Source organism: Streptomonospora nanhaiensis, from assembly GCF_013410565.1.
GTDB lineage: Bacteria > Actinomycetota > Actinomycetes > Streptosporangiales > Streptosporangiaceae > Streptomonospora > Streptomonospora nanhaiensis.
In genome coordinates this window covers 4710599-4736984 of sequence record NZ_JACCFO010000001.1, presented here as the reverse complement: position 1 = coordinate 4736984, position 26386 = coordinate 4710599, and the positions used below count along the sequence as shown (strand labels likewise).

26 protein-coding genes and 2 tRNA genes are annotated in these 26386 nt (G+C 73.8%); 10 read left to right on the top strand and 18 right to left on the bottom strand.

What is annotated here, in order from left to right; translation table 11 throughout:
* Positions 1–47: 47 nt before the first annotated feature.
* The 3 genes from thiC to HNR12_RS20995 form a co-directional block, all read right to left on the bottom strand.
* A complete protein-coding gene (gene thiC / locus HNR12_RS21005; protein WP_274613966.1) occupies positions 48–1742 on the bottom strand; it encodes a phosphomethylpyrimidine synthase ThiC in 1695 nt (564 codons plus the stop codon).
* Between the two features lie 323 nt (positions 1743–2065).
* Positions 2066–2974, bottom strand: coding sequence for an SOS response-associated peptidase (locus HNR12_RS21000; RefSeq protein WP_179769191.1), 909 nt, complete (start codon positions 2972–2974; stop codon positions 2066–2068).
* Between the two features lie 73 nt (positions 2975–3047).
* Positions 3048–3530, bottom strand: a complete 483-nt coding sequence (locus HNR12_RS20995) for an OsmC family protein (RefSeq protein WP_179769190.1) — start codon at positions 3528–3530, stop codon at positions 3048–3050.
* 119 nt (positions 3531–3649) lie between these two features.
* Between HNR12_RS20995 and aroA the strand changes: the two genes are divergently transcribed.
* From aroA to HNR12_RS20980, 3 genes are all read left to right on the top strand, one after another.
* Positions 3650–4924: a 3-phosphoshikimate 1-carboxyvinyltransferase gene (gene aroA, locus HNR12_RS20990; protein ID WP_179769189.1), complete on the top strand. Its 1275-nt coding sequence runs from the start codon at positions 3650–3652 to the stop codon at positions 4922–4924.
* A complete protein-coding gene (gene rsgA, locus HNR12_RS20985; protein WP_179769188.1) occupies positions 4921–5913 on the top strand; it encodes a ribosome small subunit-dependent GTPase A in 993 nt (330 codons plus the stop codon). Before aroA ends, rsgA begins: the two co-directional genes overlap by 4 nt.
* 119 nt (positions 5914–6032) lie before the next feature.
* A complete protein-coding gene (locus HNR12_RS20980) occupies positions 6033–6362 on the top strand; it encodes a hypothetical protein (protein ID WP_179769187.1) in 330 nt (109 codons plus the stop codon).
* Here the strand turns inward: HNR12_RS20980 and HNR12_RS20975 are convergent.
* Together HNR12_RS20975 and HNR12_RS20970 are read right to left on the bottom strand one after the other, a co-directional pair.
* Positions 6331–7038, bottom strand: coding sequence for an HAD family hydrolase (locus HNR12_RS20975; protein ID WP_179770780.1), 708 nt, complete (start codon positions 7036–7038; stop codon positions 6331–6333). The two genes, HNR12_RS20980 and HNR12_RS20975, sit on opposite strands and share 32 nt — an antisense overlap.
* 88 nt (positions 7039–7126) lie before the next feature.
* Complete coding sequence (locus HNR12_RS20970; RefSeq protein ID WP_179769186.1) at positions 7127–7732, bottom strand: TetR/AcrR family transcriptional regulator; 606 nt, start codon at positions 7730–7732, stop codon at positions 7127–7129.
* Between the two features lie 117 nt (positions 7733–7849).
* Here HNR12_RS20970 and hisN point away from each other — a divergent pair, with 117 nt between their 5' ends.
* Both hisN and HNR12_RS20960 read left to right on the top strand, forming a co-directional pair.
* Positions 7850–8674, top strand: coding sequence for a histidinol-phosphatase (gene hisN, locus HNR12_RS20965; RefSeq protein ID WP_179769185.1), 825 nt, complete (start codon positions 7850–7852; stop codon positions 8672–8674).
* Between the two features lie 107 nt (positions 8675–8781).
* Positions 8782–9288 carry a hypothetical protein gene (locus tag HNR12_RS20960; RefSeq protein ID WP_179769184.1) on the top strand — a complete coding sequence of 169 codons (507 nt, stop codon included), beginning with the start codon at positions 8782–8784 and terminating at the stop codon, positions 9286–9288.
* A gap of 292 nt (positions 9289–9580) precedes the next feature.
* Here HNR12_RS20960 and HNR12_RS20955 read toward each other — a convergent pair.
* The 3 genes from HNR12_RS20955 to HNR12_RS20945 form a co-directional block, all read right to left on the bottom strand.
* Positions 9581–9657, bottom strand: a tRNA-Met gene (locus HNR12_RS20955).
* Positions 9658–9769: 112 nt separating this feature from the next.
* A tRNA-Met gene (locus HNR12_RS20950) sits at positions 9770–9846 on the bottom strand.
* A gap of 109 nt (positions 9847–9955) precedes the next feature.
* Positions 9956–12991: a UPF0182 family protein gene (locus HNR12_RS20945; RefSeq protein ID WP_179769183.1), complete on the bottom strand. Its 3036-nt coding sequence runs from the start codon at positions 12989–12991 to the stop codon at positions 9956–9958.
* Positions 12992–13265: 274 nt separating this feature from the next.
* Here HNR12_RS20945 and HNR12_RS20940 point away from each other — a divergent pair, with 274 nt between their 5' ends.
* A complete protein-coding gene (locus HNR12_RS20940; RefSeq protein WP_308251221.1) occupies positions 13266–13790 on the top strand; it encodes a PPA1309 family protein in 525 nt (174 codons plus the stop codon).
* Positions 13791–13829: 39 nt separating this feature from the next.
* Here HNR12_RS20940 and HNR12_RS20935 read toward each other — a convergent pair whose 3' ends face one another.
* From HNR12_RS20935 to HNR12_RS20925, 3 genes are all read right to left on the bottom strand, one after another.
* Positions 13830–14885 (bottom strand): YlbL family protein, encoded by a 1056-nt coding sequence (locus HNR12_RS20935; protein ID WP_179769182.1) that lies wholly within the window; start codon positions 14883–14885, stop codon positions 13830–13832.
* Between the two features lie 73 nt (positions 14886–14958).
* Positions 14959–15396 carry a molybdenum cofactor biosynthesis protein MoaE gene (locus HNR12_RS20930; protein ID WP_179769181.1) on the bottom strand — a complete coding sequence of 146 codons (438 nt, stop codon included), beginning with the start codon at positions 15394–15396 and terminating at the stop codon, positions 14959–14961.
* A 125-nt stretch (positions 15397–15521) separates the two neighbouring features.
* On the bottom strand, positions 15522–16613 hold the full coding sequence (locus tag HNR12_RS20925; protein ID WP_179769180.1) for an NAD-dependent epimerase/dehydratase family protein: 1092 nt from the start codon (positions 16611–16613) through the stop codon (positions 15522–15524).
* Between the two features lie 146 nt (positions 16614–16759).
* On the opposite strand from HNR12_RS20925, the gene HNR12_RS20920 reads away from it, so the two are divergent.
* Together HNR12_RS20920 and HNR12_RS20915 are read left to right on the top strand one after the other, a co-directional pair.
* A complete protein-coding gene (locus HNR12_RS20920; RefSeq protein ID WP_179770778.1) occupies positions 16760–18244 on the top strand; it encodes a zinc-dependent metalloprotease in 1485 nt (494 codons plus the stop codon).
* On the top strand, positions 18241–18804 hold the full coding sequence (locus tag HNR12_RS20915) for an NUDIX domain-containing protein (protein ID WP_372451061.1): 564 nt from the start codon (positions 18241–18243) through the stop codon (positions 18802–18804). The genes HNR12_RS20920 and HNR12_RS20915 overlap by 4 nt, the downstream gene beginning before the upstream one ends.
* Before the next feature lie 22 nt (positions 18805–18826).
* On the opposite strand, the gene HNR12_RS20910 is transcribed toward HNR12_RS20915, so the two are convergent.
* From HNR12_RS20910 to HNR12_RS20885, 6 genes are all read right to left on the bottom strand, one after another.
* Entirely contained in the window at positions 18827–19459 is a 633-nt protein-coding gene (locus HNR12_RS20910; protein ID WP_179769179.1) for a M48 metallopeptidase family protein, read from the bottom strand.
* A gap of 274 nt (positions 19460–19733) precedes the next feature.
* Positions 19734–19892, bottom strand: a complete 159-nt coding sequence (locus tag HNR12_RS20905) for a hypothetical protein (RefSeq protein WP_179769178.1) — start codon at positions 19890–19892, stop codon at positions 19734–19736.
* Between the two features lie 70 nt (positions 19893–19962).
* Positions 19963–20241: a WhiB family transcriptional regulator gene (locus HNR12_RS20900; RefSeq protein ID WP_179769177.1), complete on the bottom strand. Its 279-nt coding sequence runs from the start codon at positions 20239–20241 to the stop codon at positions 19963–19965.
* Between the two features lie 198 nt (positions 20242–20439).
* On the bottom strand, positions 20440–20733 hold the full coding sequence (locus HNR12_RS20895) for a hypothetical protein (RefSeq protein WP_179769176.1): 294 nt from the start codon (positions 20731–20733) through the stop codon (positions 20440–20442).
* Between the two features lie 185 nt (positions 20734–20918).
* Positions 20919–21866 (bottom strand): acyl-CoA thioesterase II, encoded by a 948-nt coding sequence (gene tesB / locus HNR12_RS20890; protein WP_179769175.1) that lies wholly within the window; start codon positions 21864–21866, stop codon positions 20919–20921.
* Complete coding sequence (locus HNR12_RS20885; protein ID WP_179769174.1) at positions 21835–23943, bottom strand: ATP-dependent DNA helicase UvrD2; 2109 nt, start codon at positions 23941–23943, stop codon at positions 21835–21837. The genes tesB and HNR12_RS20885 overlap by 32 nt, the downstream gene beginning before the upstream one ends.
* 444 nt (positions 23944–24387) lie before the next feature.
* Here HNR12_RS20885 and HNR12_RS20880 point away from each other — a divergent pair, with 444 nt between their 5' ends.
* Together HNR12_RS20880 and HNR12_RS20875 are read left to right on the top strand one after the other, a co-directional pair.
* Positions 24388–24651 (top strand): mycoredoxin, encoded by a 264-nt coding sequence (locus HNR12_RS20880; protein WP_179769173.1) that lies wholly within the window; start codon positions 24388–24390, stop codon positions 24649–24651.
* 84 nt (positions 24652–24735) lie between these two features.
* Positions 24736–25233 (top strand): ANTAR domain-containing protein, encoded by a 498-nt coding sequence (locus HNR12_RS20875; RefSeq protein WP_179769172.1) that lies wholly within the window; start codon positions 24736–24738, stop codon positions 25231–25233.
* 92 nt (positions 25234–25325) lie between these two features.
* On the opposite strand, the gene nudC is transcribed toward HNR12_RS20875, so the two are convergent.
* Positions 25326–26297 (bottom strand): NAD(+) diphosphatase, encoded by a 972-nt coding sequence (nudC, locus tag HNR12_RS20870; RefSeq protein WP_372451066.1) that lies wholly within the window; start codon positions 26295–26297, stop codon positions 25326–25328.
* Positions 26298–26386 lie beyond the last annotated feature (89 nt).

Sequence of the window (26386 nt, the reverse complement as noted above, 5' to 3'; positions counted from 1 at the left end):
TGGGGTGCGGCCGGCCGCGGGCGCCCGCGGCCGGCCGCACCGGTCGGCTACTCCTGGCGCGGCCCCGGCCCCTCGGCCATGGGCAGGTACACCCGCTTGCCGCGGTCGGCGAACTCCGCGGACTTGTCGCGCATGCCCTTGTCGATGGCCTCGACCGTGGACAGGCCGTTCTCCTCGGCGTAGCGGCGCACGTCCTGCGTGATCTTCATCGAGCAGAACTTCGGGCCGCACATCGAGCAGAAGTGCGCGGTCTTGGCCGGCTGGGCGGGCAGCGTCTCATCGTGGAAGGACTGCGCCGTCTCGGGGTCCAGGGCCAGGTGGAACTGGTCCTGCCAGCGGAACTCGAAGCGCGCCGCCGACAGCGCGTCGTCCCACTCCTGGGCCCGCGGGTGGCCCTTGGCGAGGTCGGCCGAGTGCGCCGCCAGCTTGTAGGTGATGACGCCGGTCTTGACGTCGTCGCGGTTGGGCAGCCCCAGGTGCTCCTTGGGGGTGACGTAGCAGAGCATGGCGGTGCCGTGCCAGGCGATCTGCGCCGCGCCGATGGCCGAGGTGATGTGGTCGTAGCCCGGCGCGATGTCGGTGGCCAGCGGACCCAGGGTGTAGAACGGGGCCTCGCCGCACAGCTCCTCCTCCAGCCGCACGTTCTCGGCGATCTTGTGCAGCGGCACGTGGCCGGGGCCCTCGATCATCACCTGCACGTCGTGGGAGCGGGCGATGTGGGTCAGCTCCCCCAGCGTGCGCAGCTCGGCGAACTGCGCCTCGTCGTTGGCGTCGGCGATGGAGCCCGGCCGCAGGCCGTCGCCCAGCGAGAACGTGATGTCGTAGGCGCGGAAGATCTCGCACAGCTCCGCGAAGTGCGTGTAGAGGAAGCTCTCTTGATGGTGGGCCAGGCACCAGGCCGCCATGATCGAGCCGCCGCGCGAGACGATCCCGGTGACCCGCCGGGCGGTCAGCGGGACGTAGCGCAGCAGCACGCCGGCGTGCACCGTCATGTAGTCGACACCCTGCTCGGCCTGCTCGATCACGGTGTCGCGGTAGACCTCCCAGCTCAGCGCCGCGGGGTCGCCGTTGACCTTCTCCAGCGCCTGGTAGATCGGCACGGTGCCCACCGGCACCGGCGCGTTGCGCAGGATCCACTCGCGGGTCTCGTGGATGCGCCTGCCGGTGGACAGGTCCATGATCGTGTCGGCGCCCCAGCGGGTGGCCCACACCATCTTCTCGACCTCCTCGGCGACCGAGGAGGTGACGGCGGAGTTGCCGATGTTGGCGTTGATCTTCACCAGGAAGTTCTTGCCGATGACCATCGGCTCGGACTCCGGGTGGCACCGGTTGGCCGGGATCACCGCGCGGCCCACGGCCACCTCCGAGCGCACGAACTCGGGGTCGACGCCCTCGCGGGCGGCGGCGAAGCGCATCTCGGGGGTGATGGTGCCGGCCCTGGCGTGGGCCAGTTGGGTGACCGCGCCGCCCACGGGCGCGCGGCCGGCGATCCAGTCGGCGCGCAGCCGGGGCAGGCCCGCGTGCACGTCGATGCCCTCGGCGGCGGCGGAGTCGGTGTAGGGGCCGGAGGTGTCGTACAGGTCGATGTGGCTGCCGTTGGCCAGCGCCACCCGCCGGTGGGGCACCCGGAGCGCCGGGCCGCCGTCGGCGGTTCCGGGGACCTCCAGGTAGACCTTTTCCGAACCCATGATGGGTCCGGTGGTCACGGTGGGCTGGACGCTTCGGTCGTCGAGTGCCGTCAAGGCACGCCTCCCTACGTCGGAATTACCCGAACAGGTTCTGCGGTCGGCGGCGCCGGCCCCGTTCTCGGGGCAGCCGCCCTCTCAGCCCGCCAAGGCGCGAGCTCCCGCGGTGGTCGCTATGCGCCGCGCCCGCCGTCGGCCGCCGACGGGCGCGGGTTGTACGGGTCAGCGGAGCGGAGCACCGTGGCCACGGTGTGTCACCGTCCACATGACCGGGGCCACCATACCCAGGGCGGGCACGCGGGTTAAAGCCCCGGGTGCGTGATCGCGGTGCGGGCGGGGCTCGGGTGGCGCACGGGGCGGATGAGGCGGGCCGGCCGCTCTTAAAACAGGGTGGCGTCCTCGGGGGCGGGGGGTTCGGGGGCCGCCGGAGCGAGCAGTTCGGGGCCGTTGTTGCGGACGCTGTTGACGGCCGTGCTCACCGGCCGGACCTCGAAGTCGGCGACGGGGGTGGCCGACAGCGCCCGCCGGAGGTCGTCGGGGCCCGACGCGGGGTCGAGCCAGGTGGCCCACAGCTCGGGCGGCACCACCACGGGCATGCGCTCGTGGATGCCGGCCAGTTCGGGGGCGGCCTCGGTGGTGACGATGGTGCAGCTCCACAGCCAGGCGCGGGGGTCGTCGTCGGCGCGGCCGGGGTCGCGCCAGCGCTCGAACAGCCCGGCCAGCGCCAGCGGGGCGCCGTCGGCGTAGCCGATGGCGTAGGGCCGCTTGCGGGACTTGGCCTTGCGCCGCTGGTGGGCGGGGTCGGTGGCCGGGGAGGTGCCGGCCTCGGCGGTGCCGGGGGCGTCCTGGGGCAGCAGCTGCCACTCGTAGTAGGCGTCGGCGGGGATGAGGCAGCGGCGGCGGGCGAACGCGGCGCGGTAGGCCGGCTTCTCGGCGACGGTCTCGCTGCGGGCGTTGATCATCTTGTAGCCGACGCCGGGGTCCTTGGCCCACGAGGGCACCAGGCCCCAGCGCAGCGTGCCCAGGGAGCGCGGGCCCCGGTGCGCGGGCGCGGCGCCCCGGGCGGCCTCGCCGGGCGGGGTGCCCAGCACGGCGTAGACGGTCTTGCCGGGGGCGACGTTGTAGTCGGGCGCCAGCTCCTCCAGCGGCGGCCACGCGCGGGTGTCGACGGGGCCCGGCGCGCCCGGCGCCCGGTCCGCACCCGGCACCGCGTGGTCGTCGGACTCGGGGAAGTCGAACGCCAGCTGCAGCTCGTGGGCGTTGCGGGATTGGGCATAGCGACCGCACATGGCGATCAGCCTAGCCGCGCGCCACGACGGTACCGCCGCCCGCCGGCCGCCACCGGCGTCCGCGCGGCCGGGCTCAGGCGGCGCCCGCCACCCGGATCTCGGGCTCGTGGCGCACCGGGAAGTTCACCGAGCGGGCGATGAAGCACGCCCGGTGCGCCCGCTCGTGCAGCTCGGCCGCGGCCCCGACCATGCCCGCCTCGGCCACGGTGACCACCGGGTGCAGGGTGACCTCGGTGAACTCACCGGAGGAGTCGCGGTGGGTGACCATGGTGCCGGTCGCGGTGTCGGTGTAGGCCACCACGTTGACCCCCGCGGCCACCGACAGCGCCAGGTAGGACAGCATGTGGCACTCGCTGAGCGCGGCCACGAGCAGGTCCTCGGGGTTCCACCGCGCGGGGTCGCCCCGGAACGCCGCGTCGGCCGAGCCCGGCAGCGTGGGCCGCCCCTCGGCGGTGATGTCGTGGGAGCGCTCGTAGGCGCGGTACCCGGCGGTGCCCGACCCGGTGTTCCCCGTCCAGCGCACCGCGACCTCGTAGTGGTGGCTCTTGTCCGCCATTGCCCTGCCTCCCGCTCCGCGCCGTGGGCGGCCGCGGCCGCCCGCTCCTAGGTCCAGCCTGCCCGGCCGCGCCGCCGCGACCCACAGCGGGGCCGGGGCGGGGCCGTTAACCTTGAGGCATGCCCGACTCCGCGCCGCACTGGCCCGCCCCCGTCGCCCGCACACCCGTGGACGCCACGGTCACGCTGCCCGGCTCCAAGTCGATGACCAACCGCGCGCTGATCATCGCGGCGCTGTCGGAGACCCCCAGTGTGGTCCGCCGCCCCCTGCGCAGCCGCGACACCGACCTTATGGCCGCCGCGCTGCGCGCCATGGGTGTCACCGTCACCCCCGACGGCGACGACTGGGCGGTGGTGCCCGCACCGCCGCGCGGCCCGGCGCGGGTCGACGTCGGCAACGCCGGCACCGTGATGCGCTTCGCCCCGCCGGTGGCCGCCCTGGCCGAGGGCCCGGTGGAGTTCGACGGCGACCCCCGCGCGCGCGAGCGGCCCGTGGGCCCGCTGCTGGCGGCGCTGCGCGCGCTGGGCGCCGACATCGACGACGGCGGGCGCGGCGCGCTGCCGGTGACCGTGCGCGGCAGCGGGTCGGTGCGCGGCGGCGCGGTCACCCTCGACGCCTCGGGGTCCTCCCAGTTCGTCTCGGCGCTGCTGCTGTCGGGCGCGCGCTTCGAGCGGGGTGTGGAGGTCCGCCACGACGGCCCGCCGGTGCCCTCCCGCCCCCACCTGGACATGACCGTCGAGATGCTGCGGGCGGCGGGTGTGTCCGTCGACACCGCCGAGCCCGACGTCTGGCGGGTGGCGCCGGGTCCGGTGAAGGCCGCCGAGGTCGTGGTCGAGCCCGACCTCTCCAACGCCGCGCCGTTCCTGGCCGCCGCCCTGGTCACCGGCGGCCGGGTCACCATCGCCGGCTGGCCGGAGCGCACCACCCAGCCCGGCGACGCCCTGCGCGGGATCTTCGCCGAGATGGGCGGCGAGGTCTCCCGCACCGCCGAGGGCCTGACCCTGCGCGGCACCGGCGAGGTCCGGGGCATCACCGCCGACCTGCGCGAGGTCGGCGAGCTGACCCCCACGGTGGCCGCCGTGGCCGCGCTGGCCGCCACCCCCTCGCGGCTGACCGGGATCGCCCACCTGCGCCGGCACGAGACCGACCGGATCGCGGCCCTGGTCCGCGAGATCAACGCCCTGGGCGGCGACGCCGAGGAGCTGCCCGACGGCCTGGTGGTCCGGCCGCGCCCGCTGCGCGGCGGGGTGTTCCACTCCTACGACGACCACCGGATGGCCACGTCCGGCGCGGTGATCGGCCTGGCGGTGCCCGGGGTGGAGGTGGAGAACATCGCCACGACCGCCAAGACTCTGCCCGACTTCCCCGGCCTGTGGGCCGAGGTGGCGCGGTGAGCGGCGGGCGGCGCCCCCTGGACGAGGACGACGTCCGGGTCCGGGCGCGCGGCGGCTCCCGGCCGCGCACCCGCATCCGCCCCAAGCACGAGGACGCCCGCGAGGGGTTCGTCACCGCCGTCGACCGCGGCCGCTACCGCTGCCTGGTCGAGGACCGCCCGGTGGTCGCCATGAAGGCGCGCGAACTGGGGCGCGGCAGCATCGTCGTGGGCGACCGCGTGGCCCTGGTGGGCGACCTGTCGGGCCGCCCCGACACCCTGGCCCGCGTGGTGCGGGTCGAGGAGCGCCGCTCGGTGCTGCGCCGCACCGCCGACGACACCGACCCCGTCGAGCGCGTGATCGTGGCCAACGCCGACCAGTTGGTGATCGTGGCGGCGCTGGCCGACCCCGACCCCCAGCCCCGCTTCATCGACCGCTGCCTGGTCGCGGCCGTCGACGCCGGACTGGACCCCCTGCTGTGCCTGACCAAGGCCGACCTCGCCGGCCCCGACGACCTGCTGCGCACCTACGCCGGCCTGGACGTCCCCCACGTCGTCACACGCCGCGACCAGGGCCTGGACGCCCTCAGCGCCCGCCTGGCGGGGCGCACCAGCGTGCTGATCGGCTCCTCGGGTGTGGGCAAGTCCACCCTGGTCAACCTGCTGGTGCCCGCCGCCGCGCGGGCGGTGGGCGACGTCAACCCGGTCACCGGGCGGGGCCGGCACACCTCCACCTCGGCGGTGGCGCTGCCGTTCGAGGGCGGCTGGATCATCGACACCCCGGGCGTGCGCAGCTTCGGGCTGGCCCACATCAGCCCCGACGACGTGGTGGCCGGGTTCGCCGACCTGGCCGAGGCGGTGGCCGCGTGCCCGCCGGGCTGCCCGCACACGGCGGGCGCGCCCGGCTGCGGGCTGGACGCGGGCGTGGCCGACGGCGTGCTCGCCCCCGACCGGGTGGCGTCCCTGCGCCGCCTGCTCAGCAGCCGCGAACCGGGTGACGACCGCGCCTGAGAGGCCCTCCGACCTGGCCGAATGCGGTCACCGGCGGCGCACGGGGTGCGTGCGGCGGATGTGACAGGTGTATATTCCTGTGCCGCCGATTCCGTTTTCCACCCTTTTGGACTTATCTCATGATCATCTGGCGCGGCTGGGGCATTCTCGTCCTGCTGATCACCGGACTGTGCTGCGTACCCGCCGGGCTCGTCACCGAGGCCGTGCTGGGCAGCGACCTGGCGCTCTTCGGCGTCTCGGGCGGCATGGTGGTCGCCGGCGTGGCTGTCTTCTTCATCGGCCAGCGGCTCAACGCCCCGCGGCAGGGGTTCCACCCGCAGACCGGACAGCCCGTCCTGTACCGCAACCAGCACACGTTCTTCTTCGTGCCCATGCAGTACTTCGCCTTCGTGCTGCTGGCGGTGAGCGTGGTGCTGCTCATCTCGACGCTGCTGGGCCTGGTCGTCTGATCCCCAGCTCGTCCAGCCGGTCCAGCATGTCCCCGGTGTCGCGGTAGACCCGGTAGGCGCCGGTGCGCTCCAGCTCGTCGCGGCCGTAGCCGCCCGACAGCACGCCGACCCCCAGCGCGCCGGCGCGGCGGGCCGCCAGCAGGTCCCACACGCTGTCGCCGACCACCATGGCGCCGCGCGGGTCCACCCCCAGGTGGGCCGCCGCGGCGAGGAACAGGTCGGGGTCGGGCTTGGCGTGGCGCACCTGGTCGCGGGTCACCATCGGGGTGTCCTCGGGCAGCCCGAGGATCCCCAGCGCGGTGCGCGCGGTCTCGGCGCGGCCGCTGGTGGCGATGGCCCACTTCACGCCCCGCTCGGTCAGCGCGCGCAGCAGCTCGGGCGCGCCGGGCAGCGGGCGCACCGAGTCGTGCTGGCGCAGGTACTCCTCGGCGTGCCGGCGCTGGATCTCCTCGACCTCCTCGGCCGACAGCTCCAGGCCGGTCTCACGCATCAGCGCCGACACGAACAGGCCGCCGCTCATGCCGATACGGCGGTGGATGCGCCACACCGCGAGGTCGATCCCCATGGCCGCCAGCGCGGTGCGCCAGGCGATCACGTGCTGGTAGACGCTGTCCACCAGCGTGCCGTCGAGGTCGAACAGGAACGCGGGCGGCTCCGGGGCCGGGTACTGGACCATGGTCGTCTCACTCACGCCACCACCCTCTCACCCGGCGCCCGCGCGCACCCGCACGGGCGCACGGTGTCGGCGTGCGCCCCGGCGGCGCTCAGCGGCGGGCGTGGCCGCTGACCGCGCCGATCATGCCGTGCACCGCCAGCTCCACCCGCCGCGCCGCCTGGTCGGGGTCGGTGGGCAGCAGCACGTAGGACAGGATCAGCCGCAGCGCGACCTCGGCCACGGCCTCGGCGTCGGCGCGCCCGACCTCCGGCAGCCGCTCCAGCAGGCAGTCGGCCATCCGCGAGCCCAGCTCCACGTGCAGCGGCTCGGCCCGCGTGGTCAGCACGGGCAGCAGTTCGGAGTCGCCGGTGATCACCGCGCCCAGCAGCGGGTTCTCCGCCGAGGCCGCCAGCGCCCACCGGGCCGACTCCGCCACCGCGTGGGCGGGGTCCTCGCCGGCGCCGCTCAGGATGCGCTCGACGGTGTCGAGGAACTGGCCGGCCTCGCGCACCACCACCGCCTGGAGCAGGCCCTCCTTGCTGCCGAACTCGTTGTAGAGGGTCTGGCGGGACACCCCCGCGGCGGCGGCGATGTCGGCCATGCGCATCCGCGCCCACCGCCCGGCCACGACCTCGACGTAGGCCGCGTCCAGCAGCCGGGTCCGCGTGGCGGAGCCTTCCGGCGGCGGAGTCGGCCGCCCGTTCGCGTGGGTCATGCGGTCATACTGTCACGTGAGGCGCGTCGGCTCGCGTCCTTCCCCGCCCGGCCGCCGGGCGGATCAGCAGGGGCGCCGTCGCCCGCACCGGCCGTTGGAAAGGTAGCGTTAGCCGCCATGGCGTCCTATGACGATGATCTGCGTCTGGCCCACGTCCTCGCCGACGCGGCCGACGACATCTCCCTCAAGCACTTCCGCGCACTCGACCTCAAGGTGGACACCAAGCCCGACCTCACCCCGGTCACCGAGGCCGACCGCTCGGTCGAGGAGACGCTGCGCGGCGTGCTGTCCCGCGCCCGGCCGCGCGACGCCGTGATCGGCGAGGAGTACGGCAAGACCGGCGTCAGCCACCGGGTGTGGGTCCTGGACCCCATCGACGGCACCAAGAACTACGTGCGGGGCGTCCCGGTGTGGGCGACCCTGATCGCGCTGCTCGAAGGCGACCGCCCCGTCATGGGCGTGGTCTCGGCGCCCGCGCTGACCCGCCGCTGGTGGGCGTCGCGCGGCGGGGGCACCTGGACCGGCCGCAGCCTGACCAAGGCCACGCGCTGCCGGGTCTCGGGCGTCTCGGCGCTGGAGGACGCCTCCCTGTCGTTCTCGGAGCTGGCGGAGTGGGAGGCCCAGCAGCGGCTGGACACCTTCCTCAACCTCACCCGCTCGGTGTGGCGCACCCGGGCCTACGGCGACTTCTGGTCGCACGTGATGGTCGCCGAGGGCGCGGTGGACATCTCCGCCGAGCCCGAGCTGTCGCTGTGGGACGCCGCTCCCCTGTCGGTGATCCTGGAGGAGGCGGGCGGGCGCGCCACCGACCTGCGCGGGCAGGACTTCGCCGACGGCGGTGCGCTGGTGTGCACCAACGGCGTCCTGCACGACCAGGTCCTGACCTGGCTCAACGGCGGCCCCACCCCCGGCGGCGGGCCGGCTCCGCTGCGCCTGACCTGAGCGCGGGCCGCCGCACCGGTGCGCGGGGCGGCCGGGACCCGCGATACCGGTCCGAACGGGCGCGAACGCGTAGTAGTCTGCCGCTCGTGCCCCAACACCTCCCTCGTGTGCCCCTTCGCCGTGTCCTGCTCCCCTTTGCCCTGGCCGGCTGCCTGGCGCTCAGCGCGTGCGGCTCCGAGCCGGGGCCGACCATGGAGGAGCTGGAGACGATGATCGCCCCCAGCAGCGGCTCCTCGGGTCCGGCCGCCGACCCCTCGGCACTGGCCGAGCTGCGCTTCAACGCCGAGTCCATGGCCTGCGAGCCGCGGCTGAGCGGCAACGCACCCGGCGCGTGGGAGACCTCGGCGCCGCGCGCCAAGGCCGAGCAGGGCGCCGAGATCGGCGTGCGCGACACCGAGGGCGACGGCGAGGTCCCCGTGACCGCCCGGGTGACCGCACCCGACGACCAGGCCTACGAGGCCACCGCCACCGCCTCGGGCACCGAATGGGCGCGGATCACGTTCCCCGGCGACTTCCCCGAACCTCCGGAATCGGCGCCCGGCGGCGTCTACACGGTCGTGTGGACCACCGACGACGGCGCGTTCATCGCCTGCGACGGGTTCCGGCTCAAGTAGCGGCCGGGCCGCCGCGCCGCCCGGTGCGGTGCGGCGGCGCCCGCCGCCTCCGGCGGGCGCGGCCGCCCTCGCGGGCCGCCGCCGCAGCCCGCGCCGCGGGGGAATCCGGACCGGCGCCGAAACGCGGTGAGCCCGCACGGAAAGCGCGGCGGGCACGGAAGGCACGCAAGCGCGAAAAAGGGCGCGGCCGCCGTGCGGCGGTAATCCCGGAAAACGCCGCGGCGGCAGAACCCCGAACCGGCGGAAACGCGAAGTCGCCCGGCGCTCAGATGAGCACCGGGCGTCTTTTCGCTGGTAGCGGGGACAGGATTTGAACCTGCGACCTCTGGGTTATGAGCCCAGCGAGCTACCGAACTGCTCCACCCCGCGTTGGTGTGTCTTTACTTTATCGCCTGCGCGCCGCAACACCAAATCGAATACCAAAGGCCCGGGCAGCGCAACGCGATGCGGCCCGGACCGTGTGATCCGGGCCGCATCGGCGTGGTAGCGGGGACAGGATTTGAACCTGCGACCTCTGGGTTATGAGCCCAGCGAGCTACCGAACTGCTCCACCCCGCGTTGCGATGGCTTCACACTATCGTTTCCGCACGCCAACGCCAAATCGAAAACCCGGCGGCCGAACGGGGAAGGCCCCCCGCCCGGCCGCCGGGCTCGCGCCGGCGCCGGATCACTCCTGGCCGGCGGCCTCCTCGGCGCGCTCCAGGGCCTCGGCGAGGCGGTCGTTGGCCTCGTCGTAGGCGGTGAAGTCGCCGTCCTGCAGCGCCTCCTGGCCCTCCTCGTAGGCCTGCGAGGCGTCCTCGAGGGCCGCGGCGAGGTCGCCGTCGCCGCCTCCGCCGCCGCCCTCGCCGGTGTCGCCCTCGGGCTGGGGCTCCTCCTCCAGCGGGCCGCCCTCCTCGAAGAGGTTGTTCAGCGCCTCCTGGAGGTTGTTGCCGATGGCCACCTGCTCGCCGAAGCCCACCATGACCTTCTGCAGCAGCGGGTAGGAGGTCTGGCTGCCCTCGGCCTGGACGTACAGCGGCTCGACGTAGAGCAGGCCGTCGGCGAAGGGCAGGGTGAGCAGGTTGCCGTAGATGATCCGCGACTGGTCGCTCTGCTGCAGCGGCAGCAGCTCGTCGCGGATCGCGTCGTCGGCGGCGAACTGGGCCTGCACCTGACCCGGACCCATGACCACGGTGTCCTGCGGCAGGCTCAGGATGCGCAGCGACCCGTAGTCGTCGGACGTGGCGTCGCTGTTGACCGAGAGGAACCCGGCGAGGTTCTCGCGGCCGCGCGGCACGAACGTCGAGGTGACCGAGAACGTGGGCTCCTCCTGGCCGGGGAACCCGATGGTCTGCCGGTAGGGCGGCTCGGGGCTGGCGCCCTCGCCCTCGGCGGTGGGGTCGGAGGGCACGTTCCAGAAGTCCTGGCCGCCGTAGAAGGCGTCGGGGTCGGTGATGTGGTAGCGGCGCAGCATCTCGCGCTGCACCTTGACGAGGTCGTCGGGGTAGCGCAGGTGCTCCATCAGCTCGTCGTCGATCTCGTCGCGGTCGGTGATGACACCGGGGAACGCGTTGGACCAGGTCTGCAGGACCGGGTCGTCCTCGTCCCAGCCGTAGAGGGTCACCGTGCCGTCGTAGGCGTCGACCGTGGCCTTGACCGAGTTGCGGATGTAGTTCACCTGGTGGCCCGGCAGCGCGTTGACGGTGTCGGTGCTCTGGGTGAACGTGTCCTCGGTGGCGTCGGCGAGGTCGATCCGCTCCGAGTAGGGGTACATGTTGGAGGTCGTGTAGGCGTCCACGATCCACAGCACCCGGCCGTCGACGATCGCCGGGTAGGGCTTGCCGTCGGCGGTCAGGAACGGCGCCACCTGCTCCACGCGGTCGGCGGGGTCGCGCTCGTAGATGATCTGGGAGTCGCCGGTGATCGCGTTGTTCAGCAGGATGTCGGGCTCCTGGTAGCGCAGCGCGTACAGGATCCGGACGAAGAAGTTGCTGAGCTGGACGCCGCCCTCGCCGTCGTAGCGGTTGGTGGCCTGGCTGCTCTCGGGGTCCTGGGAGCCGCCGCCGCCCTCCTGGTCGGCGGCCGGGGACTCCTCGGCGCCCTCGGTGGCGCCGCCCTCGGGCGACTCCTCGGGGGACTCCTCCGCGCCGCCCTGGTCGCCCTGCGCGTCGGCCTGGGCCGGGGCGTTGGCGTTGTCGGGCGAGGGGTCGCCCTCGGGGGTGCCGGCGTCCTCGGTGGTGGGGACGTCCTCACCGCCGCCGCCGAGCGGGTAGTCGTACTCGGGCTCGGCGTTGACGATGACGTACTCGGCGCCCTCGCGCCCGAAGTAGATGCGCGGCTCGTACTCGCCCACGACGTCGGACAGCTCGCCCTCGGGCGGGATGTTGTACTCGGTGAAGACCGGGCGGCCCTGGTCGTCGACCTGGTTGCCGGCGGCGGCCACGATCCCGAACCCGTGGGTGTAGACGGTGTGGCGGGTCAGCCAGTTGTCCTGGTCGGAGGGCGGGCCCTCCAGCTCGCGGGCGGCGATGATGGTGTCGACGCTGTTGCCCTCGGAGTCGGTGTAGCGGTCGACGTCGAGGACCTCGGGGAACCGGTAGAAGCCGCGGACCTGCTGCATCTGCTGGAAGGTCTGGGAGACCACCGAGGGGTCGATCAGCCGCACACTGGGGATGGTCGCCGCCTCGGCCGACAGCTCCTCGGGGGTCAGCTCGGTCTGCGCGTCGTAGTCGATGACCTCGGCGTCGTCGATGCCGTAGGCGGCGCGGGTGGCGTCGATGGTGCGCTCGATGAACGGGCGCTCGGCGCGCTGCTCGTTGGGGCTGACCTGGAACTGCTGGACGATGGCGGGGTAGATGCCGCCGATGAGGATGGCCGACAGCACCAGCAGGCCGAGGCTGGCCACCGGCATCATCACGTTGCGCACGTAGATGTTGGCGAAGAACAGCAGGGCGCAGACCACCGAGATCACCGACAGGATGATCACGGCGTAGAGCACCGCGTTGACGTCGGTGTAGGAGGCGCCGAAGGTGTAGCCGCGGTCGGAGAACACCAGGCCGTACTGGTCCAGCCAGTAGGCCGCGGCCCGCAGCAGCACGAAGACGCCCAGCAGCACCGACAGGTGCACCCGCGCGGCCGGGGTGGCCCGCTGGCCCTGGCTCTGCAGCCGCACGCCGCCGTAGAGGTAGTGCACCACCACCGCGGCGATGAACGCCAGCACCACGGCGGCGAAGGCGTAGGCCAGCAGCACCCGCAGGAACGGGTAGACGAAGGTGTAGAACGAGATGTCGCGGTCGAACTGGGGGTCGGTGACCCCGAAGCTCTGGCTGTTGGCGAACTGCAGGTAGGTGCCCCACTCACCGCTGGCCGAGGCCCCGGTCAGCAGCGCCAGGCCCGCCACGATCACCCAGAAGAACACCCGCCGGCGCGGGTCCACGGACATCCGGTAGCGGGCCAGGCCCTGCTGCTCGGGGCTCAGCGGCGGCGCCAGGGGGCGCGTGCGGTAGGCGACGTACATGCTCACGCCCACCGCCACGCCCATCAGCACCGCCCCGGCGGCGAACAGCAGCGCGCGGGTGCGGAGTTCGGTGAGGTAGACGGACGTGTACCCGACGGAGTCGAACCACAGGTAGTCGGTCCAGAAGTTCGCGGCGGTCAGCAGTCCCGCGGCGATGACGACCACGGCCACCGCGACAGGCGCGAGCAACCGAGATCGTCGAGGCATACGCGCAGACGGTGCGCCGGGCGATCGGAAGGTCACGCCTCCCCCTCTTGATTGGCACGTTGAGTGGCACTGCGTTCGGACGCGGAACGGACGTCCCTCGGTATCGGCAACTTAGTGGGCGGGTCCGGGGTTCCCGAAGCCGCCCGCCGAAGCGATGACAACATGACATCAACCGGGATTCGGCCCCGCATCGGACGCGCTGGTGTCCGACTTTACTCCTGGGGAACCGCTGGTTCCGGTCGGTTCCGCTTCGGCGCTGCGCCACCATGGAGAGGTGCCTTTCAACATTCGCGACGCCGTCATGGAGCTGGAGCGCCACGCCGCCGGGCAGGGCTGGGACCAGCCGATCCGCGTCTACGCGCTGGTGGCCACCACCGTCCTGCTGGAGCGCGAGCCCGCGCTGGCCGAGATGCTGGGCCTGAGCGGGGCGGTCGACGCCGACGACCTCACCCCGGTGGAGCAGGAGCCGCTGCCGCCCGACATCCCGCTGGAGGAGGCGCTGGGCCGCATGGCCTGGCCCGAGGCGGTCACCGGGTGCGCGCTGGTGATGGAGCGCCTGGTGCTCAAGGGCTCCGACGTCACGCTGGAGCCGCCGCGCGGCGCCGACGCCGCGCAGTGGGCCGGCGCCCAGGAGGGCGCCGAGGAGATCCGCATGGTCGCGGGCGTGCTGCGCGACGGCAGCCGCCACTCCGCGCTGCGCATGCGCAGCCACGACTCCGACGACCAGGTGCTCAACGGCCAGGACCTGGTGCCGGCGCTGACCTCGGCGCTGGCGCTGACGCTGGAGGACGACGACTAGCAGACCGGGCGCCGGGCCCTGCCGCAAAGCCGCGGGTGCCTACCGCGGGGCGCAGCGCGGCAGGTCGTCCAGGTTCTCGCCGGAGCGGATGGTCTCCAGGGCGTCGACCGCGTCCTGCAGGTCGGCCACCCGCACCACCTCGATCTCGCCGGCGGCGGCGGAGTCGAAGGTCTGCGGGCAGCTGTCCTCGGCCACCAGGAAGTACTCCGCGCCCAGCCGCTCGGCGCTGACCATCTTCTGCGCCACGCCGCTGACACCGCCCACCTCGCCCTCGGGGGTGATGGTGCCGGTGCCGGCGATGTCGTGCCCGCCGGTCAGGCCCTCCTGGCTGAGGCGGTCCATGATCCCCAGGGCGAACATCATGCCGGCGCTGGGCCCGCCGATCTCGCCCACGCTGATGTCGACCTCGATGGGGAAGTCCATCCGGTCGGCGATGAGCACCCCGACCACGGGGTCGCCCTCCTCGTTGCGGGTGGTCTCCAGCTCGGTGCGCACGGTCCGGCCGTCGCGCCGCAGGGTCAGCCGCACCGGGTCGCCGGGCTCGCGGTCGCCGACCAGCTCCACCGCCTCGTCCTTGTCGCCGACCGCCTCGCCGTCGACCTCGGTGATGACGTCGCCCTCGCGCAGCTCGCCGTGGGCCGGCATGTCCTCGACCACCCGGGCCACGTAGGCGCGGGTCTCGTAGTCGATGTTCAGCTGGTTGAGCGCCGCCGCCGTGGCGTTCATCTGGGAGTCGTTCATCTCCAGGGTCTGGGACTCGGTGATCTCCTCGATGGTCTGGTCCGGCGGGAACAGCGCCTCCTCGGGCAGCACCGCCTGGCTGGGCGACAGCCACGCGCCCAGCACCGTGAACAGGTCCATGCGCGTGCCCGGCCCGCCGGCGTACTGCACCGTGACCATGGACAGCTCGCCGTCGTGCTCGTAGCTGCGGGTGCCGTCGATCCGGATGACCGGCTCGCCGTCGGCCTCGCCCAGGGTGTCCAGCGCCACACCCGGCGAGGCCACGAGGTAGGGCACGGGGAGGAAGGCCCCCGCCACACCGAAGCCGGTCAACAGCACGACCGCGGCGATCAGGGTCATAGCGCGACGGAACATGCTGCACAGCCTAAAGGTGCCCGGTGGGGCCGGTCTCACCGCCCGCCCGCGGGCCGCGGCGGCCGCACGGGGGCTACTCGGCGCCCACCCACTCGGCGCCGCCGTCGGAGAACTCCTGGTGCTTCCAGATCGGGACCTCGGCCTTGATGTCGTCGATGAGGCGGCGGCAGGCCGCGAACGCCTCGTCGCGGTGGCCGGCGGCGGCCGCGACCACCACGGCGGTGTCGCCGATGCGGAGTTCGCCGACGCGGTGCAGCGCCGCCACCCGGCAGACCGGGCGGCTGTGGCCGGCGGTGTCGGCGACGACCTTCTCCATCACGCGCCGCATCTCCGACTCGGCGCTGGGATGGGCGGAGTAGGACAGCCGCACCACGTCGCGGCCGTGGTCGTGGTCGCGGACGGTCCCGACGAAGAACGCCGTGCCGCCCGCGCGGGGGTCGCCCACCGCCGAGACGACCTCGTCGATGGAGAGGGGGGTTTCGCGCAGTCCTACCAGGGTGATTGCATCCACGGTTTCGACCGTATCAACCCGGCTCGTCCCCGCGCCGGTCCCGCGGGGCCGGTGTCGGCCGCGCCCGCCGCGCGGGCCGCGGGGCCCGGCCGCCCGCCGCGCCCGGCGGCGGGGCCCGGGCGGGGTCACCGGGAGCGGCGTTTGCGCAGGTGGTGGACTGCCGCGGCGGTGCCGATGGCGGCCGCCGCGGCACCGGCCGCGCTCGCCGCGGTAATGGTGACCTCCTTGCGGCCCACGTGGCGCCCCACGAGTGCCGCCCTGCCGTCGCGCGCCTCCAGAAGCGCCCGCAGCGCCGCCTCGTTGTCGTAGGAGGGCCGCCAGCCGGCCTCGCGCAGAGTGGTGCAGTCGACCACACAGGGGTAGACCAGGAACTTGACCTCCTGCGCCGAGGCCGGGGTGAACCCGACCTGGTGCAGCCGGTGGGTGGCGCCGAAGACCACGTTGGCGGGGAGTTCGAACCGGCGCAGCCCGGCGGTCTCCTCGGCCGCGCGCTGGGGCAGGGCGCCCTCGCAGCCCACCGCCAGCGCGCCGCCCTTGCCCTCCACGCCGTGCGCGACCACGAAGGCCAGCGCGTCGGCGAGGTCCTCGACGTGGCAGAACTGCCAGCTCTGCTCGTGGCCGCGCACCGTGAGCAGGCGCGGCGCCGCGAAGTGCCGGGTGAGCGCGGTGTCGAGGCCCGGGCCGACCAGGGGCGCGGGGCGCACCACGGTCACCGACAGGCCCGGGTGGGCCCGGCGCGCGCGCTGGGCGAGGTCCTCGATCTCGACGAGGTCGCCCACCAGCCCGGCGCCGGTCTCGGTGCCGACCTCGCTGTCCTCGGGCATGGGCACCGGGTTGGCGGGGTCGGCGCCGTGCACCATGGTGCCGGTGACCAGCACCGCCCGGGGCACCCGCAGCGCCGCCGCGGCGGTGAGCACGGTCTGGGCGGCGCGGATGTTGCCGGCCCGCCGCTTCTTCCCGGGGGTCTCCAGGGAGCGGTCCACGTCGGTGTGCACCAGGACGTCGACGCCGGCCAGGCACTCGGCGAGCGCGGGGCTGCGGACGTCGGCGGTGCGCCAGGTGAGGCCGGGGACGGCCGGTGCGGCGCCGCCGTCCTCGACCGCCGATCGGGCGGTGATGGCGACGATTTCCCGGACCTGCCCGGAACCCATTGCCGTGACCAGGCGTTCCACCAGCAAGCGGCCGACGCCCCAGTCAGCGCCGGTGACCGCCACCACGGGAGCGCCGTGACTGGTGGTGTGCTGTGGGCGAACCTGGCTGTTTTCGGTATTCACTCCGGGCGGCTCCCAGCTAACGTGACAGTGGAGACAAACCTAATCCTGCCTGAGGTCTAATCGTGAGCGACCTTCCCTTTGGTTTCAGCATGCCGAACGACCCCGACGACGAGTCCGGGCGCCGGTCGGGCGACTCCGGCTCGGGTGCCGGCAGCGGCGGCCCAGGCGGTGGCGTCCCGGGTGGCGGCGACCCCGGAATGCCAGGGGGCTTTCCCTTCGGCGACCCCCAGCAGATGGCGCAGATGCTGCGCCAGTTCGCCGACATGATGGCCGCCCAGTCCTCCCCCTCGGGGCAGCAGGCCGAGTCCGGCTCGGTCAACTGGGACACGGCCAAGAACATCGCCCGGCACACCGTCTCCCAGAAGGGCGATGCCAGTGTCGGGGCGCACGACTACGCCAAGGTGCAGGAGGCCCTGCAGCTGGCCGACCTGTGGACCAACGAGGCCACGGTGCTGCCCTCGGGCGTGCACACCACGCAGGCGTGGAGCCGCGCGGAGTGGGTCGAGAAGACCATGCCCACCTGGTCGCGGCTGTGCGCTCCGCTGACCGCGCGGCTGGTGGAGTCCATGGGCCAGAACCTCCCCGGCGAGGTCCAGTCCATGGCCGGGCCGCTGGTGGGCATGGTCCGCCAGATGGGCGGCATGCTGGTGGGCCAGCAGGCGGGCCAGGCCATCGGCGAACTCGCCGGCGAGGTCGTGGGCTCCACCGACGTCGGGGTGCCGCTGGCCGGCGAGGGCACGGCGGCGCTGCTGCCCGACGGCGTGCGCGCCTTCGGCGAGGGCCTGGGCATCCCCCAGGACGAGATCCGGCTCTACCTGGCGGCGCGCGAGGTCGCGCTGCACCGCCTCTTCGGGCACGTGCCGTGGCTGCGCGCGCACGTCTTCAGCCTCGTCGAGGAGTACGCCAACGGCATGTCCTTCGACATGAGCGCGCTGGAGGAGCGGCTGGGCTCGGTCGACCTCGGCAACCCCGAGGCGCTGCAGGAGGCGCTGTCCGGCGCCGACGGCGAGGGCCTGTTCCAGCCGCAGGACACCCCGCAGCAGAAGGCGTCGCTGGCGCGGCTGGAGACCACGCTGGCGCTGGTCGAGGGCTGGCTGTCGGTGGTCGTCGACGACTCCGTCAACGGCCGGCTGCCGCACGCGGCGGCGCTGGGCGAGGCCATCCGGCGGCGCCGCGCCACGGGCGGCCCGGCCGAGCACACCTTCGCCACGCTGGTGGGCCTGGAGCTGCGGCCCCGGCGGTTGCGCGAGGCCGCGGCGCTGTGGCGGGCGCTGACCGACGCGCGCGGGGCCCAGGGCCGCGACGCCGTGTGGGAGCACCCCGACCTCATGCCCGGCAGCGACGACCTCGACAACCCCGAGCCGTTCGTCCAGGGCCGCTCCGACTCCGATGTCGGCGAACTCGACATCAGCCGCTTCACCGAGTCCGCCGAGGCCGATGAGGCCGCCGAGGCCGGGGAGCGGGCCGAGGACACCGGTCCCGAGGGCGGCGCCGGGCCCGACGGCGAGGACGGCGGCGAGGGCCCCGACCCCCGTGGCAAGGGCACCGGCCCCGACGGCGAGGGCGCCGCGTGAGCCTGGCGGCGCTGCACGGCGACGCCCGCTCCGTCCTGACCGCCTGGCGGGCGCCCGATCCCGCCCAGGAGCGGCTGCGCCTGGCCTACCTGGACCACCTCGGCCGCCACCCCGACGCCATGTCGCGCGACTGCCTGGCCGGGCACCTCACCGCCAGCGCCGCCATCGTCGACCCCGAGGGCACGCGGGCGGTGCTGACCCTGCACCGCAAGATCGGCAAGTGGCTGCAGACCGGCGGGCACTGCGAGGACGGCGACCCCTCGCTGAGCGCCGCCGCGCTGCGCGAGGCCGCCGAGGAGTCCGGTATCACCGGGCTGCGCCTGCTGCCGGGTCCGGTGCGGCTGGACCGGCACTGGGTGGGCTGCGGCGGCGGGACCTGGCACCTGGACGTGCAGTACGCGGTGGTGGCCGAGGCGGGCGACGCCCCGCTGGCGCTCGACGCCGAGGAGTCCGCCGACCTCGGCTGGTTCCCCGTGGACGCCGTGCCCGAGCCCAGCGACGACGCCTGCCGCAGCCTGGTGCGGGCGGCGGCGCGCGCGGTGCGCGCCGCGCGGGCCTGACCCGCCGCGACCTGGGGTCGGCTCAGGTGCCGCCCATGCCGACCCCGTCGACCGGGCGGGCGTCGGCGCCGCCGGGGCCGAGGTCGGCGCTGTCGTCGGGGTGCAGGTCCTCGACGTCGTCGTCCATCTCGCCGCCCTCGGCGCCGCCGGCCTCGGTGCGCGCGGCGGCGCTCACACCTTCGAGGTAGCCCCGGGCGCGCTCGGCCTTGGGGTAGCGGTGCACGAGTTCCCAGAACTCCGCGCCGTGGTGCGGGATGAGCAGGTGCACGAGTTCGTGCACGAGGACGTAGTCGACCACCCACGCGGGCATGCCGGCCAGGCGCTTGGACAGCCGGATGGACCGGTTCTCGGGGGTGCAGGAGCCCCATCGGGCCCGCTGGTTGTCGACCCAGCGCACGCTGTCGGGGCGGGCGCGGCCGTCGAGGTAGCGGTCGGCGAGGTCGCGGGCGCGGGCGTGCAGGGCGTCGTCGTCGGGGCGGCGGCGCTCCTCGCGTGCCTCCAGCCGCTCCAGCATGCGGTCCACCCAGCGCTGCTCCTCAGCGCGGGAGAACGTCGCGGGAACGAGGACCACCGTTTTGTCGCCGTCGCGGTAGGCGGACACGGTCCGCCTGCGGCGGGAGCTTCGGCGTACCTCGACCTTGGTGTTCGGAGGCACGAATTCACGTTAGCCCAAGGTTGACAACCGTCACAGGGCGGCGGCGCCGCTTTTTAATGCGAACGCACGGTTTTCCGCCATTCCGCGGCCACCGGAAGACCCGGCCGTTTAGCGCAATCCGCATTGACCTGGGGCGCGCTTCAGCCAAACCGCATGGCCGGATCCGGCCATGCCGAAACGGCGGCGGGGCCGCCTCCGAAGAGCCCGCGCGCCACCCGGGCGGGGGTGCCGCGCAGAAGCGGCCCCCGCGCACCAGGTGGGTCAGCTGAGGCAGTCAACACAGGCGTGACCGCGCGAGTTCCATGAGGGCGCGTTCGGCGCGCTCGCGCTCGCGGCGCTCGGCGCGGATCTGCCGCGCGGTGAGGCGGTGGCGCTGGCGGTCGCGGTCGTGGTCGACGGTCCGCTGCAAACGGACGAGTTCGTAGAGCAGCATGGTTGGCGGTGTCCTTTTCGAATCGTGCGGTGAGTGGGTTCCGGCGGTGGGGGCGAGGCGTGGCCCGAGGTCAGGCCGCGACGGGCTCGGCGTCCTTGCGCGGCCGGCCGCGGGGCCGCTTGCGGGGCACGATCTTGCCGGCGACGAGCAGCTGGCCGCCCCAGACGCCCCAGGGCTCCCGGCGCTCCAGCGCCTCGGCCAGGCACTGCTCGCGGACCGGGCAGTCCTGGCAGATGGCCTTGGCGGCCTCGACGTCCGCCGGGGCCTCGGCGAAGAAGAGGTCGGGCTCGGAACGGCACAGGATCTCGACGTCCCCGAAGGTCGAAGTCTCCAGGACCGACGCAAGCATCGGTGTCCTCCCTGATCAAAGATGGTCTCGAACGCGGTTGGCGACTACATCTGCCGGACCTTTCGATCCGGCGGTGGGGCCAAGACCTGCGAAGCGATCCCAAGAGCACCGCCCCTGGAGGGGGTTCTCCGGTGAGATCAAAATGGCCGCGGCCCCGATGTGGGGTCCGCGGCCACGGGAAGACACCCGGCCGTTTCGTTAAGCCGGAATGCCCCGTGGACACTCCCCCACGACGCCCTTGGGGCGCGGGGTTCCTGCTGCTGCGAACTGGGATTCCAGTCGGCTGTGATCCGCCGTGCGGGCGAAGTGGGCGTACTCCACCCCTTGTCCGCCGCCTGCCTGGGTCTGGATGAGGCTCCGCAGAGCACCTCCCAGCACGCCGACCTGCCGCGACTCACCGCACATGGCGCCCGTGCGCATGGCGGTGCCCCAGCGCATGCCAGAGAACTCGCCGGACACGGCGATCAAACCGAGCTTGGAGTTAACGATCATTTGATGAGACACCTCCTTCACAATCGGGTCCCGAACTCTCGTCCGAGACCGGCGCGGGCGCTGATGGGTCAAGAGTAGAGGGGCTTCCGAAGAACGGGCAACTTATTTTTGACCTGCGATTACGGCGTCGGGCGGCCGGATCCGGCCGGAACCCGGGCGGTGCGCGGGCCGTCGGGCGGCCGGGGTCAGGAGCCGGCCGGGCGGTCCTCGACGACCCGCAGCAGGCCCTCCTGCACGACCGAGCACACGAGTTCGCCCTGGCGGGTGAACACCAGTCCGCGCGCGAGCCCCCGGGCGCCGCCGGCGCTGGGGGTCTCCTGGGCGTAGAGCAGCCACTCGTCGGCGCGGAAGGGCCGGTGGAACCACATGGCGTGGTCGAGGCTGGCCATGGACAGCCCCGCGAAGGAGCGGCCGTGGCGCAGCAGCACGGTGTCGAGCAGGGTCATGTCCGAGGCGTAGGTCATCAGGCACACGTGCAGCATGGGGTCGTCGGGCAGGGTGCCCTTGACCTTGAGCCACACCAGGTTGCGCGTGGTGCGCAGGCTGGGGTCGCGTTCGGCCTCGAAGGACAGCGGCCCCACCGGCCGCAGCTCGATGGGGTGCCAGCTGGCGAAGCGCGGGACCCTGCCGAAGGCGGTGTAGAGGCGGTCGCGCATGGAGGGGAGGTCGTCGGGCGCGGGGGCCTCGGGCATGGCGACCTGGTGTTCGAGGCCGGGCTCGCTCTTGTGGAAGGACGCCGACAGGGTGAAGATCGCCTTGCCGTGCTGGATGGCGGTGACCCGGCGGGTGGTGAACGAGCGGCCGTCGCGCACGCGGTCGACGTCGTAGACGATCGGCACGGCGGGGTCGCCGGGCCGGATGAAGTAGGCGTGCAGGGAGTGCACGGAGCGGTCCTCGGGCACGGTGCGCCCGGCCGCGACCAGTGCCTGGCCGGCGACCTGCCCGCCGAAGACCCGCTGAGGGCCGCCGTCGGGGCTGCGCCCGCGGAAGATGTTGTCCTCGATGCGTTCGAGGTCGAGGATGCCCAGCAGGCCCTCGACGGTCTGGGCCCGCACGGGCTGGTCGGCGCCGGCGGGCGCGGTGCCGGCGCCCGCGGCCGGGTCAGTCGGTCTGCCGCTGTGCTGCTCGCCCATCGGGGTCTTCCTCTCCGTCGTCGGCCGGCTCCCTGCCCGCGCACAGGGCCAGCACCGCCTCACCGTAGCGTTCGAGCTTGACGGCCCCGACCCCGGATATGCGGGAGAGTTGCGCGAGGTCGTCGGGCACGTGTTCGGCGATGGCCTGCAGCGTGGAGTCGGTGAAGATCACGTAGGCGGGGACCTTCTGCTTCTCGGCGGAGGCGCGCCGCCAGGTCTTGAGCCGCTCCAGCAGGGCTTCGTCGTAGTCGGCGGGGCAGTCCCCGCAGCGGGCGAGCTTGCGTTCGGCGGCGTCGGTCAGGGTGGTGCCGCAGATGCGGCAGCGCACGACCTTGGCCTGCCGGCGGGAGTCGCGCCGGGAGGACGCCAGCGAGGGCGAGGCCGGGCGCAGGCCGTCGAGGAAGCGGGAGGGCTTGCGGGACCTGCGGCCCCCGGGCGAGCGGGCCAGCGCCCACGACAGCGACAGGTGCTCGCGGGCGCGGGTGACGCCGACGTAGAACAGCCGCCGCTCCTCCTCGATCTGCTCGGGGGTCTCGGCGAAGACGATCGGCATCAGGCCCTCGGTGAGGCCGACGAGGAAGACGGCGTCCCATTCCAGGCCCTTGGCCGAGTGCAGCGAGGCCAGGGTGACGCCCTCGTACTCGGGGGCGTGCTCGGTGGCGACCCGGGCGTCGAGTTCGTCGACGAAGTCGGCCATGGTGGCGCCGGGGCGGGCGGCGGCGACGTCCTCGGCCAGCTGGGCGAGCGCGGCCAGGGACTCCCAGCGCTCGCGCGCCTGGCGGCCCTCGGGCGGCTGGGGGGTGAGGCCGAGGGGGCCGAGGATGTGGTGGACCGTGCGGGCCAGGGGTTCGTCGTCGGAGCCCTGGCGGGCGCCGCGCAGGGTGTGCACGGCCTGCTTGATCTCCTGGCGCTCGAAGAACCGGGTGGCGCCGCGCACGGTGTAGGCCACGCCGGCGTCGGACAGCGCCTGCTCGTAGGCGGCGGACTGGGCGTTGGTGCGGAACAGCACGGCGACCTCGCGGGCGGGCACGCCGGAGTCGATGAGGGCGGCGATCCGGCGCGCGACCGAGGTGGCCTCGGCGGGTTCGTCGTCGTACTCGGTGTAGACGGGGTCGGGGCCGTCGGGGCGCTGGGCGACGAGTTCGAGGCGGTGCTCGGCCGCGGGGCCGCGAACGTGCCGGAGCGCGCCGTTGGCCACGCGCACGACCTGGGGGGTGGACCGGTAGTCGCGGACCAGGCGCACCACGGTGGCGTGGGGGTAGGCGGCGGAGAACCCGGTGAGGTAGCTGGGGGTGGCGCCGGCGAAGGAGTAGATGGTCTGGTTGGGGTCGCCGACGACGCAGAGGTCGTCGCGGTCGCCCAGCCAGGCGTCGAGCAGCAGCTTCTGCAGCGGGTTGACGTCCTGGAACTCGTCGACGACGAAGTAGCGGTACTGGTCGCGGACGCGGTCGGCGATCTGGGGGTGCTCGATGATGATGCCGGCGGTGAGTTCGAGCAGGGACTCGAAGTCGAGCAGGTTGCGGTCGCGGCACTGCTCCTCGTAGGCCTCGTAGACGCGCGCGACGTCGTGCGCGGGCATGGGCGCGGTGCGGCCGGCCTTGCCGATGGCGGCCTCGTAGTCGGCGGGGCGGACCTGGGTGGCCTTGGACCACTCGATCTCGCCGGCGAGGTCGCGCAGGCCGGCGCGGTCGAGCTGCAGGCCGCAGGAGTGCGCGGCGCGGGCGACCTCCTGGATCTTGCTCTCGATGAGGGTGGGCATGGGCCCGCCGATGGCCTGGGGCCAGAAGTAGGAGAGCTGGCGCACGGCGGCGGAGTGGAAGGTGCGGGCCTGGACCCGGGGGGCGCCCAGCGCGCGCAGGCGGCCGCGCATCTCGCCGGCGGCGCGGACGGTGAAGGTGACGGCCAGCACCTGCTGCTCGGCGACGACGCCGCTGTGCACGGCGTGGGCGATGCGGTGGGTGATGGCGCGGGTCTTGCCGGTGCCGGCGCCGGCCAGGATGCACACGGGGCCGCGCAGGGCGCGGGCGGCCTCCAACTGCTCGGGGTCGAGCCCGTCGAGGATGCGGTCCGGGTCCATGCTGGTCGCTCCCTTCCGCCGTGGGCCCCGCGCGCGGGGGCGGCTGGGTGTTCGTGGGTGTCCTGCCGGCTCCGTGCACCACCGGGCTCGCCGGTATCGTCAGGCTGCGCCGATCTCAGCCGACCGCTCAAGTCTCTCAAGTATCGGGCGGCGGCCGTGCCGGACCGAAGTGGACAGGGCCGACTGTGGACAACGTGTCTCGGAGGTTCCGACCGGCCTAAACTGGGCCTTTCCGGGTAAATTCCGGCACACCCGCCGTGCTCGTCCGGTTTTTTCCCGGAACCGGGATTGCGTTCGGCACGTCCCACAGGCTGACATGAAGCGGTACCAGGGGAAGCACCCTCCCCTTGGCCGTGTTGGACTAGGGCAGTGTTGTCAGTTCCCACGTCGAGGATGCGGGGTGCCCGGCACCCGGTCCCCCTGCGGTCGAAGGAGAGAGCTGCCATGACCACCCAGGCCAACGGGCAGATCACCATGTACACCACTCCCTGGTGCGGCTTCTGCAAGCGGTTGAAGAGTCAGCTCGCGCGTGAGGGCATCGCCGTCAACGAGGTCGACATCGAACAGGACCCCGCTGCGGCCGACTACGTCATGCGGGTGAACGGCGGCAACCAGACCGTACCGACCGTCCTGTTCGCCGACGGTACGGCCATGACCAACCCGTCGCTGGCTCAGGTCAAGGAGAAGTTGGTGGCGTCGTCCTCGTGACCGGGTGGCACGGCGCCACCCAGAGTCACACCGAGTGACACCGCCGCCGCCCGCCGGGCGGCGCGGCGCCCTGAGCGGGGGAGTATGGAAGTGGGGAATGACGTGACGTCGAAGAGCACGGCGAACGACACCGAGACCGCGTTCGGCGTTATCGAGCGCACCTCCACAGGCTGGCGCGTGCGCAGCGGCGAGGAGCTTCCGGACCTGCTCAACGCCATGGTGCTGGCCGACCTGCTGGCCGCCGAGGAGCGGCCGCGCGCGTCCACCCCGCCCGCTCCCCCGCGCGCCGAGGCCGACTCCTCCGAGGAGGAGCGGCTGCGCCTGACCGTGGCCCAGCTCCAGCACGCGCTGCACACCCGCGTGGTGGTCGAGCAGGCCATCGGCGTGCTGGCCGAGCGCCGCCGGCTCACCCCGCGCAAGGCGTTCGAGCTGCTGCGGTCGGCCTCGCGCTCGCGCGGGCGCAAGGTCGCCGACATGGCGCGCGAGGTCGTGGCGAGCTGCACCAACCCGCTGACCGTCCTGCCCGGCGAACTCGCCGGCGACGGCGCGGTGGCGCAGGCCGCACCGCCCCGGCGCCGCTGAGGCCGCGGCCGGACCCGGAGCCCCGTGCCCGGCCGCGGCGGTCGGCGCCCGGCCGCCGCGTGTGCGCGTCGGCGGCGCCTCCCGGGCGGGCGCTAGAACCCGCCGGGCAGCGGGCCGCCGTACCAGTGCTCGATCAGCCGGCGCGCGATCGACACCGGCCCCGGCAGCAGCACCTCGCCCGACTCCGCCGCCGCGCGCAGCGCCGGGCGGCTCAGCCAGCGCACCTCGGAGATCTCCTCGGCGTCGGTGCGCCGCGCCGGGCCCGTGGCGCGCGCGAAGAACCCCAGCATCAGGCTGCGCGGGAACGGCCAGGGCTGCGACGTCAGGTAGCGCGGCTCGGCCACGGCGATCCCGACCTCCTCGGCGACCTCCCGCACCACGGCCTGCTCCAGCGACTCCCCCGGCTCCACGAACCCCGCCAGCACGGAGTAGCGGTGCTCGGGCCAGCGCGGGTTGTGGCCCAGCAGGCACTCCTCGACCCCGTCGGCCTCGCGGTGCACCAGCATGATCACCGCGGGGTCCGTGCGGGGGAAGTTCTCGCGCCCCTCCCGGACGCACACGCGCACGTGCCCGGCCGCCGAGGGCTCGGTGGGGCCGCCGCAGGCGGGGCAGAAGCGGTGGGTGGCGTTCCAGTTGGCCACGGCGACGGCGTGGGTGAACAGTCCGGCGTCGCGGTCGTCCAGCAGCGCGCCGACCTCGCGCAGCGACACCGGACGCGCGCCGGGCACGCGCGGGAAGGGGTCCTCGGCCGCGGAGACCACCGCGAAGTAGGCCGTGCCGTCGCGCTCGTCCGCGCCCAGCAGGAACCGCTCGCCCTCGGGGGCCTCGGCGGGCGAGACGAACACCAGGCGGGGCCCGCCCTCGGCGCCGTCGGCCACCAGGGCGCGGGACTGGCGCGCCAGCAGCGCCTGCCAGCCGTAGGAGGCGGGGTCGCCGCCCTCCAGGACCAGCACCCGGGTGCCGGGGTCGGCCCAGGACTTGTCCAGCCAGGCGTCGTCGGTGCGGCGGTGCCCGGCGAGGTCGACCGCGCCGCGGGAGAGGGCGGGGATCTCTTCTGGTGGCAGCATGGGTCCTTCTCGGCGTTGGAGGCGGGTCGGTGCGCGGCGCGGCGGTGTGCGGGGCGGCGCGCCGCGGCGGGAGGGCCGGCGCGGGC